This window comes from Kitasatospora sp. NPDC056783, from assembly GCF_042789895.1.
In the GTDB taxonomy this organism is placed as follows: Bacteria; Actinomycetota; Actinomycetes; order Streptomycetales; family Streptomycetaceae; genus Kitasatospora.
The window spans coordinates 18,246-36,661 of sequence record NZ_JBHUAF010000033.1; the positions used below are offsets into that span (position 1 = coordinate 18,246).

Consider the following 18,416-nt stretch of genomic DNA (forward strand, 5'->3'; position numbering starts at 1 on the left):
CAGCCGTGTTCCCCGGTGGTGGCCAGCCCAACATGCAGCAGCTGCTGAAGCAGGCGCAGAAGATGCAGCAGGATCTCGCGAAGGCCCAGCAGGAGCTGGCCGAGACGAAGGTGAACGGTACGGCGGGCGGCGGCCTGGTCGAGGCGACGGTGACCGGCTCCGGCGAGCTGGTGGCGCTGACCATCGCCCCGGCGGCGGTGGACCCGGAGGACACCGAGACCCTGGCCGACCTGGTCCTGGCGGCCGTCCGGGACGCCAACCAGGCCGCGCAGAAGATGCAGGCCGAGCGCATGGGCCCGCTGACCCAGGGCCTGGGCGGCGGCATCCCCGGTCTGCCGTTCTGATGTTTTGCCGTTCCGATGTTCTGATGTTCTGACGTCGGATTCTTGGGGCCAGAGAGTCTGAAGTTCAGACGATGGACCCATGTGATTTATGTGGGAGTCGGGCGTCGGGCGCTGTGTCCGACGCCCGATTCGTTGGATGATGGCACCGGAGCACCACCGGCCACCCGAGGGAAGGCGCGACGTTGTACGAGGGCGTGGTTCAGGACCTGATCGACGAACTGGGCAGGCTGCCCGGCGTCGGGCCCAAGAGCGCGCAGCGGATCGCCTTCCACGTGCTGCAGGCCGACCCGACCGACGTGCGCCGGCTGGCCCACGCGCTGCTGGAGGTCAAGGACAAGGTCCGCTTCTGCGTGGTCTGCGGCAACGTCGCCGAGGCCGAGCAGTGCCGGGTCTGCCTGGACCCGCGCCGCGACCTCGCCGTCATCTGCGTGGTCGAGGAGTCCAAGGACGTCGTCGCCATCGAGCGCACCCGTGAGTTCCGCGGCCGCTACCACGTGCTGGGCGGCGCGATCAGCCCCATCGAGGGCGTCGGCCCGGACGACCTGCGCATCCGCGAGCTGCTGTCGCGCCTCGCGGACGGCACGGTCACCGAGCTGATCCTGGCCACCGACCCCAACCTGGAGGGGGAGGCGACCGCCACCTACCTGGCCCGGCTCTGCAAGCCGATGGGCCTGAAGGTGACCCGTCTGGCGAGCGGCCTGCCCGTCGGCGGGGATCTGGAGTACGCGGACGAAGTCACCCTCGGCCGCGCCTTCGAAGGGAGACGACTGCTCGATGTCTGACCGGACGATCAACCAGCAGCCCCACACCCCCCACCAGCAGTCCCACGGGGAACAGGGGGCCCACGCCCCGCACACCCACGGCCACGGTTCGGAGCCGGACGACTTCGCCGTGCAGATCGCCGACTCGGTGGAGAGCTTCGTGCTCGCCGTCACCGAGGTCGCCAAGGGGGACGAGCCGGGCAGCGCGGTCTCGCTGCTGCTCCTGGAGGTCTCGCAGCTGCTGCTGGCCGGTGGTCGGCTGGGCGCGATCGAGGACGTCGTCCCGGAGGACCGCTTCGAGCCCGACGCGGGCCCGGAGCCGGACGGCGAGCAACTGCGCGAGCGCCTCGCCGAGCTGCTCGCGCCGATCGACGTCTACCACGAGGTCTTCGACCCGTACGGTCCGCCGGAGAAGCCCAACGCCTTCCGGATCTCGGACGACCTGGCCGGAGTGGTCAGCGAGCTCCAGCACGGCCTGACCCACTACCGCGAGGGCCGGGTCAGCGAGGCGCTGTGGTGGTGGCAGTTCTCGTACCTCTCCAACTGGGGCACGACCTGCACGGCGGTGCTGCGGGCGCTGCAGTCGCTGATCGCCCACGTCCGGCTGGACAGTCCGATCGGCGCGGTGCCGGACGGCGCGGACACCGACGACGACGGGCTCACCGACGAGCAGCTGGAGCAGCAGGCGGGCGACCTGATGGCGGCCGAACTCGGCCTCGGTCGGTAGGGCGCGATCAGCGGCGACGAGCAGCGACGAGCGGCGGCGCCGGGCGGCACTGGCCGAACGGCGGCCGGCATTCCGCGAATGCGCCCGCGCATTGTGACGAATGCCTCAGCGGGTCGGCCGGAAAAGAAATCCGGCCGGATCACCGCCCCGTGATCCGCCGATTCTCCGGAGCCGTGCCGAATCGCCCGCAGACCTGCCGGTGGAGGCGCCCGCACCGCCGCCCACGTGCTGAAACTACCGTCTCACCATATGGAAAGCGCCGGTCAGAGCACCCCTGCTCGGTAGACTGACGACGACCGCACCCCCCTCTCCCCCGGGGGGTACGGGGGCCTCGGCCCCCGGAAAAGACTTCGAGTCGAGGAGCGCACGTGGGCCTTGTCGTGCAGAAGTACGGCGGCTCATCCGTTGCGGATGCCGAAGGCATCAAGCGCGTGGCCCGCCGAATCGTTGACGCCAAGAAGGCCGGCCATGAGGTCGTCGTCGTGGTGTCCGCGATGGGCGACACGACGGACGAGCTCATCGAACTCGCGGAGCAGGTGTCACCGCTGCCTGCCGGCCGTGAGTTCGACATGCTGCTGACCGCTGGAGAGCGCATCTCCATGGCTCTGCTGGCCATGGCGATCAAATCCCTGGGGCACGAGGCGCAGTCCTTCACGGGCAGCCAGGCCGGGGTCATCACCGACTCCGTGCACAACAAGGCGCGCATCATCGACGTGACGCCCGGTCGCATCCGCACCGCCCTGGACCAGGGCAACATCGCGATCGTGGCCGGCTTCCAGGGCGTCTCCCAGACCAGCAAGGACATCACCACGCTGGGCCGGGGCGGCTCGGACACCACCGCCGTCGCGCTCGCCGCCGCCCTCGACGCCGAGGTCTGCGAGATCTACACCGACGTGGACGGCGTGTTCACCGCCGACCCGCGCGTGGTGAAGAAGGCGCGCAAGATCGACTGGATCGCCTACGAGGACATGCTGGAGCTGGCCTCGTCCGGCTCCAAGGTGCTGCTCGACCGCTGTGTGGAGTACGCCCGGCGCTACAACATCCCGATTCACGTACGCTCGTCCTTCTCGGGTCTTCCCGGGACGATCGTCAGCAACGACAACCCGAACAAGCCCGAAGGGGGCGAGATGGAGCAGGCCATCATCTCCGGAGTCGCCCACGACACCTCCGAGGCCAAGGTCACGGTCGTCGGCGTGCCCGACAAGCCGGGCGAGGCGGCGCGCATCTTCCGTGCCATCGCCGACGCCGAGGTCAACATCGACATGGTGGTGCAGAACGTCTCCGCCGCGTCGACCGGCCTGACCGACATCTCCTTCACCCTGCCGAAGACCGAGGGCCAGAAGGCCATCGACGCGCTCGGCCGGGTCAAGGAGGGCATCGGCTACGAGTCGCTGCGCTACGACGACGCGATCGGCAAGATCTCGCTGGTCGGCGCCGGCATGCGCTCCAACCCGGGCGTCACGGCGACCTTCTTCGAGGCGCTGTCCGCCGCGGGCGTCAACATCGAGCTGATCTCCACCTCGGAGATCCGCATCTCGGTGGTCACCCGCGCCGACGACGTGCCGGAGGCGGTCCGCGCCGTGCACAGCGCCTTCGGCCTGGACAGCGAGAGCGACGAGGCCGTCGTCTACGGCGGCACCGGGCGATGACCCGGGGGCGGAACGGGGGCTCCGGGCGATGACCCGGGCACCGGGCCGGGACGCCGGGCGATGACCCGGCGTCCGAACCTCGCCGTCGTCGGCGCCACCGGCGCGGTCGGCGAGGTGCTGCTCGGGCTGCTCTCCCTCCGCCAGGACGTCTGGGGCGAGATCCGGCTCGTCGCCTCCCCCCGCCCGGCCGGCCGTAGCGCGGTGGTGCGCGGGGAGGCGGTCGACGTCGTCCCGCTGTCCGAGGAGGCCTTCGCGGGGATCGACGTCGCGGTGTTCGCCGTCCCCGCCCGGGTCTCCGCCCAGTGGGCGCCGATCGCGGTGGCCAAGGGCGTCGTGGTGATCGACGGCTCGGCCGCCTTCCGCACCGCCGACGACGTGCCGCTGGTCGTCCCGGAGGTCAACGCGGCCGCGCTGCGGATCCGCCCGCGCGGCATCGTCGCCGGCCCGGCCGGCACCACCCTCGCGATGGTCGCGGCGGTCGGCGCGCTGCACGCCGAGTACGGGCTGGCCCAGCTCGTGGTCGCCTCCTACCAGGCCGCCGGCGGCGAGGGCCGGGCCGGCGAGGCGGCGCTGCGCGCGCAGACCGGACTGGTGGCGGGTGCCCCGGTCGGCCGGCAGACCGGAGACCTGCGCGCGCTGATCGCCGATCAGGGGCCGTTCGCCGCCCCGCTCGCGCTCAACGCGGTGCCCTGGACCGGCGGGCTGCGCGAGGGCGGCTGGTCCGCCGAGGAGATGGGCATCCGCGACGAGTCCCGCAAGGTCCTCGGCCTGCCCGCGCTGAAGGTCTCGGCGACCTGCGTCCACATCCCGGTCGTCCGCACCCACGCGCTGGCCGTGCACGCGCGGTTCGAGCGCGAGGTCACCCGGGAGCACGCCCAGGAGATCCTGCGGGACGCGCCCGGCGTGGTCCTCTACGACGACCCGTCGGCGGGCGAGTTCCCGACGCCGAACGACGTGGTCGGGACGGACCCGGTCTGGGTCGGACGGGTCCGGCGGGCGCTGGACGAGCCGGAGGCGCTGGACCTCTTCCTGTGCGGGGACAACCTGCGCAAGGGGGCGGCGCTCAATCTGGTGCAGCTCGCGGAGCTGGTGGCCGGGGAGCTGACGGGGGAGTAGCCGGGGGCGACCCCGTGTCCATACCTGTGTTCGCTCCTCGACACAATCTGTCCGGAATCCCGGGGCAATCCCCTGGAGGCCTCTTCCACCGATGCGGAAGAATGGGCCCCGGGCCGGGCAACCATGACAGGGGATCGAGTGTCCAACGTGCGTGGCGAACGTGATGGTGGGGGCAATGACGGGCATCCCGGCGAGAGCCGCGATGGCCTTCCCGTCGCGCGCCCCGTGGCCCGTGAGTAGGCCGGAAGAAGACCTGATGACGGCGGCCGCACCCGGTGCGGCGGACTCCGGCGCCGGTACCGACGCGGGTACCAGCGAGGACCTGCTCACCGAGACCTACCAGGCGCACTACCGCTCGCTGCTGCGGCTTGCCGCGCTGCTCCTGGACGACCTCTCCACCTGCGAGGACGTCGTCCAGGAGGCGTTCATCCGGGTGCACGCGGCCCGGCGCCGGGTGCGCGAGCCCGAGAAGACCCTGGCGTACCTGCGGCAGACGGTCGTCAACCTGTCCCGCTCCACGCTGCGCCGCCGCATCCTCGGACTGCGACTGCTGCCGAAGCCCATGCCTGACATGGCCAGTGCAGAAGAAGGTGCCTACGATGCCTTGGAGCGCGACCAGTTGAAGGCCGCTCTTCGTGGTCTGCAACGCCGTCAGCGGGAGGTTCTGGTGCTGCGTTACTTCGTGGACATGACGGAGGCGCAGGTCGCCGAAACCCTGGGCATCTCGCTCGGCTCGGTGAAGGCCTACGGATCGCGCGGACTCGCCGCCCTCCGCATCCAGATGGAGGCCGGACATGGCTGAGGCTGACGGCGGTCGGCGGGGGCCGGCGGACGGGCCGGCGGACGGGGCGGGCACCGCCGGCGGCCGGGCACCGGAGCCCTCGGGGATTCCGGAGAGCCCGGACCCGTCGGACCTCGTGGCGCTGTCCGCCGAGGAACGGGCGCTGCGGGAGCTGATGCACGGCGCCGTCTCCGGGATCCAGCCCTCGGTGGGCGGACTGCCGCGGATCCGGCGGGCGGTGCCCCGCCGGCGGGCCGTGCGGCGGGGCGCCTGGACCGGCGCGGCCGCACTCGCCTTCGTCGTCGCGATCGGCCTGCCCGTCCTGCGCGAGGGGGAGCACCTCGGGCTCTCCGGCGGCCCCGGCTCGGCCGACGCCAAGAGCCCGGCCGCCTCCTCGCCCACCGGCTCCGCCGGCACCGACGGCGCCGGTACGGCCTCGCACACCGGTCCGAGCGGCAGCGGCGGGGCCACACCGCCGGGTACCGCCTCCGCCTCGCACGTCCCCGGCGGTTCGGCGACGCGCACCGACGGCGGCGTCGCGCCCACCGGGAGTTCCAGCGCCGGCGGCATCGTCCCGCTGTGCGGCCGGACGGACCTCGGGGAGGGCGCCGCGCAGGTCGGCGCGGCCGACGGCGCCGGGCGGATCTACGGCTCGTTCACGGTCTACAACGTCTCCGGACGCAGCTGCCGGCTCGGCGGTCCCGGCTCGGTGGAGGTCACCGCCGTCAGCGGCGGTGACCGCGGCCGGGTCCGCACCGCCGACCACGTCCCGGGCGACCCGGCCGTCGGACTGCCCGCGATGGACGCGGAGCCGCCGGTGCTCGCGCCGCGGGCCGGGTACCGGGTGCCGTTCGCCTGGGTCCCCGACCAGGCCTGCACCGGCTCCGGCACCGTGACCAGCCCGTCCAACGGCGTCAACCGGGCGCGCCTGCGCTCGGACGTGCCCACCACCGAGTCCGGCGCCCCGGACTCCGGCGCCAGCGGCGGGCCCAGCTCCAACCCGCAGGCCTCCTCGTCCCCGTCGGCGGGCCCCAGCACGGACCCCAGCCCGACCGCCTCCCCGAGCGGCAACCAGCCCACCGTGCCGCCGGCCGCCACCCTCGCCCACACCCCCGCCCCGGGCAGCCCGGCGGTCGCCACGGCGACGGTGCCGGTGCCGTGCAGCGGCACCGTCTACCGCGGCGGCGTCCAGGGCCTGGACGGGCCGGCGCCGCAGCCGTCGGGCTCGCCGACAGCGGGGTGACCGTCTCGGGGTGACGACCCGGGGTGATGACCTCGGGGCGATGACCTCGGGGCGATGACCTGGGACGGTGACCCCGGGGTGACCGCCCCGGGTCGACCGTCCCCGAGGTCGCGGCCCGGGGCCCGGGGGCCGGACGGGTGTGAGGAGTGGTTACCGTGGGGGTGTGTACCGGTTCCTCCTGACTCCCCGCTGGCTCGGCGGCACCGCCCTGGCCGTGGCGGCCGTGGCGGTGTGCCTGTGGCTGGGCTCCTGGCAGCTCGGCCGGTTCGAGGACCGGGTGTCCACGCACCAGGAGACCAAGCAGTCCGTCACCGACGCGGGTGACGCCCGGCCGATCGACGCCCTGCTCAATCAGGCGACCCCGCAGGTCAACACGGAGACCGTCGGCAAGACCGTGGCGGTGACCGGCAGCTACGACACCGAGCACCAGCTGCTCGTCCCCAACCGCGTGCTGGACGGCAGGCAGGGCTACTACGTGCTCACCCCGCTGCGCACCGCCGACGGGCACGCCGTCGCCGTGGTGCGCGGCTGGGCGCCCGGAGGGCCGGGCGCGGGCTCCGTCGGGGCCCCGCCGGGCGGGCAGGTGACGGTGACCGGGCGCCTCCAGGCCAACGAGGGCGCGGGCAGCAACGGCGCGGTCGCGGGCGGCCTGCCCGCCGGGCAGCTGGGCATGATCAACCGGGCGTCGCTGCTGAACGTGCTGGAGTACGACGGCTGGTACGACGGCTGGGTGGCCACCGACGAGGCGCCCGCCGGGCTGACCCCCGTACCGACCGTGCAGCCGCAGGGCGGGGACGGGCTCACCCTGCGGGCGTTCCAGAACCTGGGCTACACCCTGGAGTGGTTCGTCTTCGGCGGCTTCGTGGTCTTCATGTGGTTCCGCCTGGTACGCCGCGAGGCGGAGGCGGAGCAGGACCGGGCCCTCGGGCTGGACCCGGTCCTGGACTGACCGACGGCTTCCCGGCCTTCCTCAGCGCTTCGGCGGGGTCGGCAGGGCGGGTGCCGGAGTGGGCTTGGCCGGCGGCAGGGTCGGCGTCGGCGTCGGTGCCGGGAACGGTGGCTGGGTCGGGGAGGCCGAGCCGGTGGGCGGCGGCGTCGGGTCGCTGTGGCAGTGGCCCTTGCCGTTGCCACCGGAGCCGGAGGTGCCGTCGGAGTCGTAGTGGTCGATGTGGTGGTGCACGCTGCGACCGGTTTTGGAGCCCTTGGAACCCTTCGAACCCGAGGAACCGCTGGAGCCCTTCGAGCCCTTGGCGAGCTCCACGGCCCCGTCCGAGGCCCCGTCCGGGGTGCCGTCCGCGGCGCTGACCGCAGCGCTGACCACGGTGCCGTCCGGGCCGGTCGGCTCGTACACCGCGAGTCGGACGGTCGTACCGGTGCCCACCGCGCTCGCCTTGGTCGCGGTGGCGAGCGGGGCGACGGGCGGGGCGTCGGGCTGGGCGACGGGCGGGGTGGCACCGGCGGCGGGAGCCGTGGGCGTGGCGGAAGCGGCGGGTACGGCCGGAACCGCGGAGCCGGTGGGCACCGCGGCCGAGGGGTTCGGCGCCGGCGGGCCCGCCGGGGGCGGGCAGGCCGCTTCGTTCTGCTGCGATCCCGAGCAGCCGGTGAGCACCAGGGCCCCGGCCACCGCCACCCCCGCGAGCGTCAGCAGACGTCTCACTCGGCGCCCCCGGCACCGCTCGCGCCGGCCTCCGCCGACGCCGCGGGCAGGTGCCGTCGGACGAAGTCGATCTCCAGCCGGAGCTGCTTGATCCGCTCCTCCACCACCAGCGAGCCGTGCCCGGCGTCGTACCGGTACACCTCGTGGGGCTTGCCGAGCTCCTCCAGCCGCCCGACGTAGTTCTCGATCTGCCGGATCGGGCAGCGGGGGTCGTTGACGCCGGCGCTGATGTACACCGGCACCCGGACCTGCTCGACGTAGGTCAGCGGCGAGGAGGCGGTGAAGCGCTCCGGGACCTCCTCCGGGGTGCCGCCGAACAGCGTGCGGTCCAGCGACTTGAGCGCCTCCATCTCGTCGGCGTAGGCGGTGTGGTAGTCCGCGACCGGGACGACGGCGACGCCGAGGGCCCAGCTCCCGGGCTGGACGCCGATGCCGAGCAGCGTCAGGTAGCCGCCCCAGCTGCCGCCGGTGAGCACCAGCCGCGCCGGGTCGGCGAGGCCGCTGGTGACCGCCCACTCGCGGACCGCCGCGATGTCCTCCAGCTCGATCAGGCCGACCCGCTCGTGCAGCGCGTCCGTCCAGGCCTGGCCGTAGCCGGTCGAGCCGCGGTAGTTGACCCGGACCACCGCGAAGCCGTGGTCCAGCCAGGCGGCCGGCCCGGCGGCGAAGGCGTCGCTGTCGTGGTAGGTCGGTCCGCCGTGGATCTCGAACACCGTCGGGTACGGGCCCGGGGCGGGCGTCGTCGGGCGCTGCACCAGCGCGTGCACCCGGCCGCCGGGGCCGTCCACCCAGACGTCCTCGACCGGCACCGAACGGGGCGGCACCGGGCCGGGCGCCCGCAGCACCACCGTCCCGGCGGTGGAGCGGACGGCGGAGGGCTCGGCGGCCGAGGACCACAGGTACTCGACGGTGCCGTCCGGACGGGAGGTGGCGTCGCCGACGGTGCCGCGCGGGGTGTCCAGCCTGGTCAGCCGGCCGTCGGCGAGCGTGTACGAGAACAGCTCGCTGCGCGCCTCGTACTCGTGCTCCACCAGCAGGTCCCCGGCGCCCGGGCGCCACTGGGCGGAGACGTCGCCGGGCAGCTCGCGGCCCTGCTCGTCGCGCAGCGGGAGGGCGGTCTCGACTCCGGTGGCGACGTCCCAGATCATCGGCTCCCAGCGGCCGGTGCGCTGGTGGGCGACCAGCAGGCGGGTGTCGCCCTCGACCGGGGCGAAACCCATGCAGGCGAGGCCGCGCGGCTCGTCGCGGCCGGTCACCTCGTCCAGCTCGGCGACGGTCTCGACGCCGTCGGTCCCGGTGAGGCGGACGACCCGGATCGCGGAGTGCATCGCGTCGCCGTGCTCGGTGTGGTCGATGGCGAGCAGCGTGCCGTCGTGGCTGAGGTCGCCGACGCCGCCGTACTCCTCGTGCCGGTAGATCTCGATCGGCTCTGCGCCGCCGGGGCGGCGCAGGTGCAGGGTGGTGCCGTCCTCGTCGGTGGAGCGGCCGACGACCACGGTGCCGTCGCGGCCGAGGGCCAGGCCGGCCGAGTAGGAGGGGGCGAGGCCGGGCACGGCCTCCTCGTCCGGGCCGCCGGCGAACGGCTGGCGGCGCCAGACGCCGAACTCGTCGCCGTCGTGGTCGTCGAACCACCAGACCCAGTCGCCGTCGGGGGACAGCTCGGCGTCGGTGGTGCCGTTCGGGCGGTCGGTGACCTGGCGGTGGACGCCGGTGGCGCGGTCCCAGGCGTAGACCTCGTAGGTGCCGGTCGCGTTGGACACGTACAGCGCCCGGTCGGGGGCGTCCTCGGCCCAGTCGGGCAGGGAAACGCGTGCTGCCCGGAACCGCTGCTCCCACGCCGGTACGGCGCTCTTCTCCTCACTCATCCGACCATCCAACCCGATCGGGGGGAGGGAAGGGAACGGGCGGGTGGGGCTCGGCTCGCCCGACGGGGTGCCGGGGGCGGGGTCCGGGGCGTCCACGAACGCCCGGCCGGGTGCCTGGGCTCCGGTCCCCGGACACCCGGCTCCCGGTCCCCGGACATCCTGGTCCCCGCCCCCGGACGCCCGGCTCCCGGTCCCCGGACACCCGGCGCCGCGCTCCTCAGGCGCCCGGCACACGGTTCGCGGTCCGCGCCCCTCAGACGCCCGGCACGCGGTCGAGGAAGCCGTGCACCGCGCCGATCCGGCCGTCCGGGGTGGCCGTCAGCACGTCGAAGCCGATCACCACCGGCTCCGCCCCGGCCGGGCCGAGGTTCCAGGTGAAGCGGGCGATGTCGTGGTGGGCGTCCACCGGGCCGAGGGTGAACTCCAGCCCCGGGAACTGGGCCTGGGCGGCGCCGATCAGCGCGTCGATCGCGTCCCGGCCGGCCACGGCGGCCAGCGGGTCGGTGTAGCGGCCGTCCTCGGCCCACGCCTCGTCGATCAGCTTGCGGCGGGCCTCCGGGTCGGTCTCGTTCCACACCGCGAGGTAGCGCTCCGCGAGCTGCTGGAGGGCGGCGGTGGTGATCTCGGTCATCGTCATCTCCGGTGTTCCGCTGGGTGGTTGTCCGGGCCGTTCCCGGTGCTCACCACGGTAGGGACGGGCGGTCGGCGGCGAATCCGTCACGTATCGGTACGGGGGTACGTACCCCCGTACCGGGGAGCGTCGAGGCTCGGCGGGGGAGAGTCGAGGCTCGGCGCCGCGGCCTCCGTCCGGAGCGCGGGGCGGATCGGTAGGGTCGGGGCATGCTGTACGGGAGGGAAGACGAACAGGCCGCTGTGGACGGGCTGTTGGACGGAGCGCGGGCCGGCCGCAGCGGGGCGCTGCTGCTCCGGGGCGAGGCCGGCATCGGCAAGAGCGCGCTGCTGGACGATGCCGTCGTCCGGGCGGGTGGGGCGTTCCGGGTGATCCGGGCGGCCGGCGTCGAGTACGAGGCGGAACTGCCGTACGCGGGGCTGAGCCTGCTGCTCGCGCCCGGCCTGGACCGGCTGGACGCCCTGCCCGGGCCGCAACGGCGGGCGCTGGAGGCGGCGTTCGGGCTGGCGGAGGACGGCGACTTCCCCGAGCGGCCCGCCGACCGGCTGCTGGTCGGGCTCGCCACGCTCGGACTGCTCTCCGAACTCGCCGCCGATCAGCCGTTGTTGTGCGTTCTGGACGACGTGCACTGGCTGGACCGGGCCTCGCTGGACGCCCTGCTGCTGGCCGCCCGGCGGTTCCAGGCCGAGGGGGTGGCCCTGCTGCTCGCCGCCCGTACCGAAGGCGGCGCGGGCGGCTCGGCCGAGCGCCGGTTCGGACTGCCCGAACGGGAGGTGACCGGCCTGGGCGAGGCCGACGCCACCCGGCTGCTGGCCCGGCGGGTCGGCCCGGACCTGCCCGCCGCCGTCCGCGACCGGTTGCTCGCGGAGGCGGCCGGCAACCCGCTGGCGCTCACCGAACTCCCGGTGGCCGCCGGGCCGCGGCCGAACGCCGCCGGCGGGCTGCCGCTCACCAGCCGGCTGCTGATCGCCTTCCACGGCCAGGTCACCGGCCTGCCCGCGGCCACCCAGACGCTGCTCCTGGTCGCCGCCGCCGAGGAGAGCGGGACACTCGACGTCATCCTGCCCGCCGCGGCCGCCCTCGGGGTCGCCGCCGAACACCTCGCGCCCGCCGAGGAATCCGGCCTGGTGGCGGTCGCGCCCGATCGCCGGATCGCCTTCCGGCACCCGCTGCTGCGCTCTGCGATCCTCCAACGAGCGCCCCACCACCAGAAGCTGACGGTGCACCGGGCCATCGCCGAGGCACTGCCGGACGGCGACCGCCGCACCTGGCACCTCGCCCTGGCCGCCACCGGCCCCGACTCCGGCCTCGCCGACGCGCTGGAACGCGCCGCCGTCCGCGCCGAACGCCGCGGCGGCCGTGGCGGAGCCGCCGCGTACGAGCGCGCCGCCCGGCTCACCCCGGACCGCGACGGTGCCACCCGCCGGCTCGTCCTCGCCGCCGAATCGGCCATCGAGGAAGGCGAGTTGGAGCGGGCCGAGGCGCTCGCCGAGGAGGCCTCGGCCCGGACCGGCGACATCCTGGCGCAGGCCCTGCTCGACCAGGTCCGGGCCGCCGCGCACTTCTGGCGCGGCGCGTACCCGACCGCCCACCGGCTGCTGCTCGACGCCGCCGGCGCCGACATCGACCCGAGGTACGCCGCCCGGATGCTGTTCCAGGCCTTCCACGCCGCCTGGTACGTCGGGGAGGAACCGGTGGCCGCCGTCCTGGACCGCCTGGCGGCCCTGCCCCTGGCCGACGACGATCCCCTCGCCCCGCTCGCCCGCCACCTGCCCGCGGCCGTCCTGCCCGCGCTCGGCCGGCCCGCCGCGCCGCTCCGGCCCGTCCACGAGGCGGCCGAGGCCGCCCGCCGGGCCGGCGCCGAGAGCCCGGTCGACCTGATCCAGCTGTGCGGTGCCACGCTCGTCCTCGGACGCGACGAGGAGACCGCCGAACTCGCCGCCGAACTGGTCGCCGAGGCCCGCGCCAAGGGCACCGTCGGCGTGATGCCCACCCTCCGGTTCTTCCAGGCGGAGGCCGAACTCTTCCACGGCCGGCACCGCGACGCCGAACTCACCGCCACCGAGGCCCTCGGCCTCGCCCGGGACACCGGCCAGCACCAGTGGGTCAGCCAACTCACCGCGCTGCTCGCCTGCCTGGCCGCCCTCGACGGCCGCGCCGACCGGTGCGCCGAACTCGCCGCCGCCGCCCTCGCCGCCACCGGCCCGCAGACCGCGGCCCCCGCGGCCGGCCTGCCCTGGACCCAGTGGGCGCTCGGCCTGTTCGACCTCGGCCGGGGCCGCGCCGGCGACGCCACCGACCGGCTGCACACCCTCACCACCGGCCCGCACCGGCACCACGTCAGCGCCACCCGGGCCGTCCCCGACCTCGTCGAGGCCGCCGTCCGCGTCGGCACCCCCGAACGCGCCGCCGAACCGTACGAGCGCTTCGCCCGCTGGGCGGCCGCCACCGACCGCCCCTGGGCCGAGGCCCTCCGGCTGCGCTGCCAGGCCCTGCTCGGCCCCGACGAACTCGCCGAGTCCGCCTACCGGGCCGCCCTCACCCGCCACGAAGCGGCCCACCGCCCCTTCGAACGGGCCCGCACCGCCCTCCTCTACGGCGAATGGCTGCGCCGCGCCCGCCGCCGCACCGACGCCCGCCCCCACCTGCGCGCCGCCCTGGAGACCTTCGACCGCCTCGCCGTCCACCCCTGGGCCGCCCGCGCCCGCACCGAACTCTCCGCCACCGGCACCCCGGCCCCCGCCCCCGGCACCCCCACCGGCACCCTGCGGTCCCCCCTCACCCCTCAGGAACTCCAGATCGCCCGCCTCGCCGCCCAGGGCCTCACCAACCGCGACATCGCCGCCCAGCTCTTCCTCAGCCCCCGCACCGTCGCCCACCACCTCTACAAGGCCTACCCCAAGCTCGCCATCACCTCCCGCACCGAACTCCCCACCGTCCTCTGAGCCCGGCGTACGAGCCGGGGCGAGGGCAGGGGGGCTCCGGTGCGGCGTGCGGAACGTGCCGGCGGCGGATGGCGAGGAGGGCGGCCCGGGAAGTGATCGGCACGCCACTGAGGACGGGTCACCGACAGGCCTCGGGAACTCCGGGGAGGAATTCCCCCGGAAATCCTCCCGAGGTCTTCGGGAGAAACAGTCAGAGCCGGTGTCCCTTGCGGGACACCGGCTCTGAGCTGGTGTTACTGGGTCGGGGTGGCGGGATTTGAACCCACGGCCTCTTCGTCCCGAACGAAGCGCGCTACCAAGCTGCGCCACACCCCGGTCTTGCGGTTTGTCGCTCCGTCTCCTTCGCGACGAGTAGAACTCTACCGGACGCTCGCCGAGACACGAAATCCGGTTTCGGACGGGCGTCCGGCGGGGGTCATCGGGGGGCCGGGGTGAGGGTGAGGAGGGTGGCTTCGGGAGGGCAGGCGAAGCGGACGGGGGTGTAGCGGTTGGTGCCGCAGCCGGCCGAGACGTGGAGGTGGGAGCGGTGGCCGCCGGCGGTGTGGGTGGAGAGGCCCTTGACCCGGCGGGTGTCGATGTCGCAGTTGGTGACCAGCGCGCCGTAGAAGGGGACGCAGAGCTGGCCGCCGTGGGTGTGGCCGGCCAGGATCAGCGGGTAGCGGTCGGCGGTGAAGGCGTCGAGGACGCGCAGGTAGGGCGCGTGGACGACGGCGAGGGAGAGGTCGGCGTCGGCGGAGGGGCCGCCGGCGACCTCGCTGTAGCGGTCGCGGCGGATGTGCGGGTCGTCGAGGCCGGTGAACTCCAGGTCGAGCCCGTTCACGGTGAGCCGGCCGCGGGCGTTGGTGAGGTCCAGCCAGCCGGCCCCGTCGAAGCCGTCGCGGAGCTTCTCCCACGGGTTGTGGACGGCGCCGGTGATGCCGCGGCGCGCGGTGCCGTCGGGGTTGTTCATGCCGTGGACGCCGCTGCGCATGGCCTTGAGGTAGCGCGCGGGGTTCTTGCGGGCCGGGCCGTAGTAGTCGTTGGAGCCGAAGACGTAGACGCCGGGGAACTCCATCAGTGGTCCGAGCGCGTCGAGCGTGGCCGGGACGGCGAGCGGGTCGGAGAGGTTGTCGCCGGTGTTGACCACCAGGTCGGGGCGCAGGCCGGCGAGGCTCTTCAGCCAGCGCTGCTTCTTGCCCTGCCCGTTCACCATGTGGATGTCGGACACCTGGAGGACCCGGATCGGCCGGGCACCGTGCGGAAGGACGGGGACCTCGAACCGGCGGAGGCGGAAGGCCCGGACCTCGTACCCGACGGAGTAGGCGAGACAGGCGGTTCCGGCGGCGGCGATGCCGAGGGGGACGGAGTACAGCGGTCGCATCAGGCCATGCTCTCAGACGGTCGATCAGCTTGTGCACGCCCGGAGTGGGCGGCGGGGGAGGGGGAGCCGGGCACCTCCTCGGACTCGCGGCGGGCGCGCAGTGCGCGGACCTTGTGGCGGTTGCCGCAGCGTTCCATCGAGCACCAGCGCCGCCGTCCGGGCCGCGAGGTGTCGACGAAGATCAGTTGGCAGTTGTCCGCGCCGCACTCCCGGACCCGGTCCGCGTGCGGGCCGGTGAGCAGCGCGATGGCGTCCCGGGCGAACGTGGAGGCCAGTTGCGCGCCGTCGGCGGGGAGCGGGGCGGCGGCGGTGCCGTCCGGGGCGATCCGGGGGACCAGTGGCGGGTGTTCGGCGGCCCGGTTGAGGACGGCGTGGTCCTCGGGGCCGCCCGTCCGGCCCTGGGCGCGGGCGGCGGCGAGGCGCCAGAGCGCGTCGCGCAGGGCGCGGACGGCGGTGAGTTCGGCGGGGGAGATCCGTGCGGCGTCGGCGGGCAGCCCCAGCCGGGAGCCGGGGAGCCAGGCGGCGAGGTCGGCGGGCCGGTGCAGCACCTCGTACCGGGCGTACGGGCCCGGGCCGCCGGTGGTGAGCAGTTCGAGGCAGAGGGCGCCGGGGTCGAAGTGGAAGCGGCTGCCCGCGGGGGTGGTGAGGAGCAGCCCGGGCTGGTCGGCGCTCCGGGCGGCCGCGTCGTCTCCGTCGGTCATGCCGCCAGGATAGGTGTAACCGGCTTGTGGGGTTACGGTGACGGCGGCGGTGGCGACTGCGGCGGTGGTGACGGCGGCCTTCAGGCCGGAATGGCGTTGACGTACTCCCGCATCATCCGGGGCACCCGGTACGCGTACCGGTGGCCGCGTTCCACCTGGACGACGGAGTGGTCGACGAGCTCGGCCAGCAGGTCGAGGTTGCGGGACGGCTCCCGCCCGTAGACCGGCTCCCGCTCCTCGCCGATCAGCCCGTCGACCGGCTCCCGCCGGACGTCGTCGATGGAGAACTCCTCCGGGAGCCGGGAGAGCCGCCTGAGCGCCCGGCGCTGCCGTTCGTCGAGCAGCCCGTACGCCCAGGCGAGGCTGCGGTGCAGCGAGCGGTGGTGGGAGAGCCCGCCCACCTCCTCCTGGCCCAGGATCGGCAGCACCCGGGACTCCTCCACCAGGACGTGCAGGGGCACCGAACGCATCCGGACGGCGGCGTTCTCGATCGCGAGCGCCAGGCCGCCCAGCCGCCGGCAGAGCTCGACCACTTGCGGCATCTGGTCGCGGAGGTCCAGGGTCGGGACGACCGAGCGCACCCGGCGGCAGAACAGTTCGGCGGCGGGCGGGCAGCCGTAGGGGCCTTCCGGCCGGTCGACCGCCAGCGGCGACACCTCCCACAGGTCGGCCGGGACGCCGGCGGGCGCCCGCAGTGAGGTGATCAGGATGTGGAGCGCCGGGTGCCGCTCCAGCAGTGCCCTGACCTGCCCGGCCACCGTGTCGATGACGTGCTCGGCGTTGTCGACGACCAGCAGCACGCGCGGTTCGGTCCCGGTCCGGGCATCGCGGTCGAGACCCCGGAGCAGGGTGTCGAGCGCTTGCCGGGTCTGGGCCGACGCGGCCGCCGGGTCGACGGCCTCGGGGGTGACCGAGCCGAGTTCCAGGACCGCGACGCCGTCCCGGAAGCGGTCCAGCAGGTGGGCGGCCGCGTCCAGCGCCAGCCGGGTCTTGCCGACCCCGGCCGGCCCGGTGAGCACCAGCGGCCGGCCCGGTCGCAGGGCGGTGACGATGTGCCGCAGGTCGGCCCGGCGGCCGACGGTGGTGTCCGTCTTGGGGCGCAGCCCCTGCCACCGGGCGTCGTCCGGGACCTCGGCGACGCGGGCCGGCGGACCGGGCTCGGGCCCGACGGGCGGCAGTCCGGCCAGGGCGTCGGCGGGGACGGTGCGGGACGACGGGGGGCCGTCCCCGTGGGCTGTCCCGGAGAACAGGGCCCCCATCAGGAGTTCCACGGAACTTCGCCGCGGATTCTTGATGGCGCCGGTTTCCAGATTGCGAATGGTCCGGACGCTGACGGTGGAGTGTTCGGCTAATTGCTCCTGGCTCCAGCCGACCATCCTCCGCTGGTTCACCAACATCGAGCGAAGTTGATTGCTGTCCATTCCCCCGTGCTTCCTGCCGGTGTGAGCAGAATACAAACCTGAATTCGACGCACCGTATCGCTGCGCCGATCACTCCGAAAGACGATCACCGTCGGCCGGGCACGGGACCGCAGGGTTCCGGGGGCGCGGCGCGCCGATGCCACGGGTCGGCGGTTGTGGATACATGGTTTCCAGACAAAGTATCAGGAGTGATGTGGCGGTTTATCGCGACTGTTCGCGACGGTCTTCGGGGGCGGTTCGAGGCATCATCGGACTGCCCCGGGCGGCGCGCGAACGAGTGTACTACGGGAATTGTTTCCGCTGAGTGGACGCAATGTGTGGATTTCCCTTCGGGTGTCGGCGAGTTCGCGTCCGGTCCGGCGGTTTCCGGCGTTTCGGCCGGTATTGTGCGGGCCTGGTCGGCCACCCTGGCCGAATTCCGCCGCCCCGTTGCGGCCCCGTTGCCGGCCCGTTTGCCGCCCCGTTCGCGGCCCGTTCCCGGTCCGTTCCCGTTCCCGTTCCGGAGCATCGACTGTTCACGGGCCGGACCGCCGCCCGCTCCCGATCCGGGCCGCCGTCACCCGACGCGCCGCCCGGCAGGGCTGGGCCGGGATCGTCGAGGCATACTCGTTCAGCTGCGGAAACCCGCTGGATGCCCGCCGGAAACCTGGTTGAGCCCACCTACGGCCGAAGGATAAGAAGAGGAAATGACAACGCTCAAGGAGCAGCTGCACGAGGACCTCACGGCTGCCATCAGGGACCGGGACGAGCTGCGCTCGTCCACCATCCGGCTCACCCTGGCCGCCGTCACCAGCGAGGAGGTGGCGGGCAAGCAGAAGCGCGAGCTGTCCGACGCCGACGTGCTGAAGGTGATCGGTCGCGAGGCGAAGAAGCGCCGGGAGGCGGCCGAGGCTTTCGACACCGCCGGCCGTACGGACCAGGCGGCCCGGGAGCGGGCCGAGGGCGAGCTGCTGGCGACCTACCTGCCCAAGCAGCTCTCGGACGAGGAGTTGACCGCGATCGTGGCGGCCGCGGTGGCCGAGAGCGGCGCGAGCGGCCCCCAGGGCATGGGCGCCGTCATGAAGCTGGTGAAGCCCAAGGTCGACGGCCTGGCCGAGGGCGGCCGGGTCGCCGCCGCCGTGAAGGCCGCCCTGGCCTGACCGGCGTCGGACCGGCCCGCGCGCGCCTGACGCGCCCAGGCCCGGTCCGCCCCGGCCGCACGCCGAAGGGGCGCCC

Annotated in this window: 16 protein-coding genes and 1 tRNA gene; 10 read left to right on the forward strand and 7 right to left on the reverse strand. The window is 74.2% G+C overall.

The window, feature by feature from the left end; translation table 11 throughout:
• Positions 1–5: 5 nt before the first annotated feature.
• The 8 genes from ACFRMQ_RS08040 (at position 6) to ACFRMQ_RS08075 (ending at position 7,570) form a co-directional block, all read left to right on the forward strand.
• Positions 6–344, forward strand: a complete 339-nt coding sequence (locus ACFRMQ_RS08040) for a YbaB/EbfC family nucleoid-associated protein (protein ID WP_380728147.1) — start codon at positions 6–8, stop codon at positions 342–344.
• A 182-nt stretch (positions 345–526) separates the two neighbouring features.
• Positions 527–1,126 carry a recombination mediator RecR gene (recR, locus tag ACFRMQ_RS08045; RefSeq protein ID WP_380728149.1) on the forward strand — a complete coding sequence of 200 codons (600 nt, stop codon included), beginning with the start codon at positions 527–529 and terminating at the stop codon, positions 1,124–1,126.
• A complete protein-coding gene (locus ACFRMQ_RS08050) occupies positions 1,119–1,832 on the forward strand; it encodes a DUF5063 domain-containing protein (RefSeq protein ID WP_380728151.1) in 714 nt (237 codons plus the stop codon). The genes recR and ACFRMQ_RS08050 overlap by 8 nt, the downstream gene beginning before the upstream one ends.
• Positions 1,833–2,200: 368 nt before the next feature.
• Positions 2,201–3,481: an aspartate kinase gene (locus tag ACFRMQ_RS08055; RefSeq protein WP_380728153.1), complete on the forward strand. Its 1,281-nt coding sequence runs from the start codon at positions 2,201–2,203 to the stop codon at positions 3,479–3,481.
• Positions 3,482–3,541: 60 nt separating this feature from the next.
• Positions 3,542–4,597 (forward strand): aspartate-semialdehyde dehydrogenase, encoded by a 1,056-nt coding sequence (locus ACFRMQ_RS08060; RefSeq protein WP_380728155.1) that lies wholly within the window; start codon positions 3,542–3,544, stop codon positions 4,595–4,597.
• Between the two features lie 256 nt (positions 4,598–4,853).
• Positions 4,854–5,399 (forward strand): SigE family RNA polymerase sigma factor, encoded by a 546-nt coding sequence (locus ACFRMQ_RS08065; RefSeq protein WP_380702510.1) that lies wholly within the window; start codon positions 4,854–4,856, stop codon positions 5,397–5,399.
• Entirely contained in the window at positions 5,392–6,621 is a 1,230-nt protein-coding gene (locus tag ACFRMQ_RS08070) for a hypothetical protein (protein WP_380728157.1), read from the forward strand. The genes ACFRMQ_RS08065 and ACFRMQ_RS08070 overlap by 8 nt, the downstream gene beginning before the upstream one ends.
• A 163-nt stretch (positions 6,622–6,784) precedes the next feature.
• Complete coding sequence (locus ACFRMQ_RS08075) at positions 6,785–7,570, forward strand: SURF1 family protein (protein WP_380728159.1); 786 nt, start codon at positions 6,785–6,787, stop codon at positions 7,568–7,570.
• Positions 7,571–7,591: 21 nt separating this feature from the next.
• On the opposite strand, the gene ACFRMQ_RS08080 is transcribed toward ACFRMQ_RS08075, so the two are convergent.
• The 3 genes from ACFRMQ_RS08080 to ACFRMQ_RS08090 all read right to left on the reverse strand — a co-directional run bounded on the left by ACFRMQ_RS08080 (position 7,592) and on the right by ACFRMQ_RS08090 (position 10,780).
• The gene (locus ACFRMQ_RS08080; protein WP_380728161.1) at positions 7,592–8,278 is read right to left on the reverse strand and encodes a hypothetical protein; all 687 of its coding nucleotides are present in this window, start codon (positions 8,276–8,278) and stop codon (positions 7,592–7,594) included.
• Positions 8,275–10,143: a S9 family peptidase gene (locus tag ACFRMQ_RS08085; protein ID WP_380728163.1), complete on the reverse strand. Its 1,869-nt coding sequence runs from the start codon at positions 10,141–10,143 to the stop codon at positions 8,275–8,277. The genes ACFRMQ_RS08080 and ACFRMQ_RS08085 overlap by 4 nt, the downstream gene beginning before the upstream one ends.
• A 253-nt stretch (positions 10,144–10,396) precedes the next feature.
• Positions 10,397–10,780: a nuclear transport factor 2 family protein gene (locus tag ACFRMQ_RS08090; protein WP_380728165.1), complete on the reverse strand. Its 384-nt coding sequence runs from the start codon at positions 10,778–10,780 to the stop codon at positions 10,397–10,399.
• A 203-nt stretch (positions 10,781–10,983) separates the two neighbouring features.
• On the opposite strand from ACFRMQ_RS08090, the gene ACFRMQ_RS08095 reads away from it, so the two are divergent.
• Positions 10,984–13,719, forward strand: coding sequence for an AAA family ATPase (locus ACFRMQ_RS08095; protein ID WP_380728167.1), 2,736 nt, complete (start codon positions 10,984–10,986; stop codon positions 13,717–13,719).
• A gap of 241 nt (positions 13,720–13,960) precedes the next feature.
• Here the strand turns inward: ACFRMQ_RS08095 and ACFRMQ_RS08100 are convergent.
• The 4 genes from ACFRMQ_RS08100 to ACFRMQ_RS08115 form a co-directional block, all read right to left on the reverse strand.
• A tRNA-Pro gene (locus ACFRMQ_RS08100) sits at positions 13,961–14,034 on the reverse strand.
• A gap of 100 nt (positions 14,035–14,134) precedes the next feature.
• The gene (locus ACFRMQ_RS08105; RefSeq protein WP_380728169.1) at positions 14,135–15,079 is read right to left on the reverse strand and encodes a metallophosphoesterase; all 945 of its coding nucleotides are present in this window, start codon (positions 15,077–15,079) and stop codon (positions 14,135–14,137) included.
• Positions 15,079–15,780, reverse strand: a complete 702-nt coding sequence (locus tag ACFRMQ_RS08110; RefSeq protein WP_380728171.1) for a CGNR zinc finger domain-containing protein — start codon at positions 15,778–15,780, stop codon at positions 15,079–15,081. Before ACFRMQ_RS08110 ends, ACFRMQ_RS08105 begins: the two co-directional genes overlap by 1 nt.
• Positions 15,781–15,860: 80 nt before the next feature.
• A complete protein-coding gene (locus ACFRMQ_RS08115; RefSeq protein WP_380728173.1) occupies positions 15,861–17,177 on the reverse strand; it encodes a helix-turn-helix domain-containing protein in 1,317 nt (438 codons plus the stop codon).
• 710 nt (positions 17,178–17,887) lie between these two features.
• On the opposite strand from ACFRMQ_RS08115, the gene ACFRMQ_RS08120 reads away from it, so the two are divergent.
• Positions 17,888–18,340 (forward strand): GatB/YqeY domain-containing protein, encoded by a 453-nt coding sequence (locus ACFRMQ_RS08120; RefSeq protein WP_380728175.1) that lies wholly within the window; start codon positions 17,888–17,890, stop codon positions 18,338–18,340.
• Positions 18,341–18,416 lie beyond the last annotated feature (76 nt).

Coding starts and splice junctions, on each gene's coding strand:
- ACFRMQ_RS08065 (WP_380702510.1), top strand. CDS start 4,854: ATGACGGCGGCCGCACCCGGTGCGGCGGACTCCGGCGCCGGTACCGAC.
- ACFRMQ_RS08060 (WP_380728155.1), top strand. CDS start 3,542: ATGACCCGGCGTCCGAACCTCGCCGTCGTCGGCGCCACCGGCGCGGTC.
- ACFRMQ_RS08115 (WP_380728173.1), bottom strand. CDS start 17,177: ATGTTGGTGAACCAGCGGAGGATGGTCGGCTGGAGCCAGGAGCAATTA.
- ACFRMQ_RS08105 (WP_380728169.1), bottom strand. CDS start 15,079: ATGCGACCGCTGTACTCCGTCCCCCTCGGCATCGCCGCCGCCGGAACC.
- ACFRMQ_RS08095 (WP_380728167.1), top strand. CDS start 10,984: ATGCTGTACGGGAGGGAAGACGAACAGGCCGCTGTGGACGGGCTGTTG.
- ACFRMQ_RS08070 (WP_380728157.1), top strand. CDS start 5,392: ATGGCTGAGGCTGACGGCGGTCGGCGGGGGCCGGCGGACGGGCCGGCG.
- ACFRMQ_RS08110 (WP_380728171.1), bottom strand. CDS start 15,780: ATGACCGACGGAGACGACGCGGCCGCCCGGAGCGCCGACCAGCCCGGG.
- ACFRMQ_RS08050 (WP_380728151.1), top strand. CDS start 1,119: ATGTCTGACCGGACGATCAACCAGCAGCCCCACACCCCCCACCAGCAG.
- ACFRMQ_RS08085 (WP_380728163.1), bottom strand. CDS start 10,143: ATGAGTGAGGAGAAGAGCGCCGTACCGGCGTGGGAGCAGCGGTTCCGG.
- ACFRMQ_RS08090 (WP_380728165.1), bottom strand. CDS start 10,780: ATGACGATGACCGAGATCACCACCGCCGCCCTCCAGCAGCTCGCGGAG.
- ACFRMQ_RS08120 (WP_380728175.1), top strand. CDS start 17,888: ATGACAACGCTCAAGGAGCAGCTGCACGAGGACCTCACGGCTGCCATC.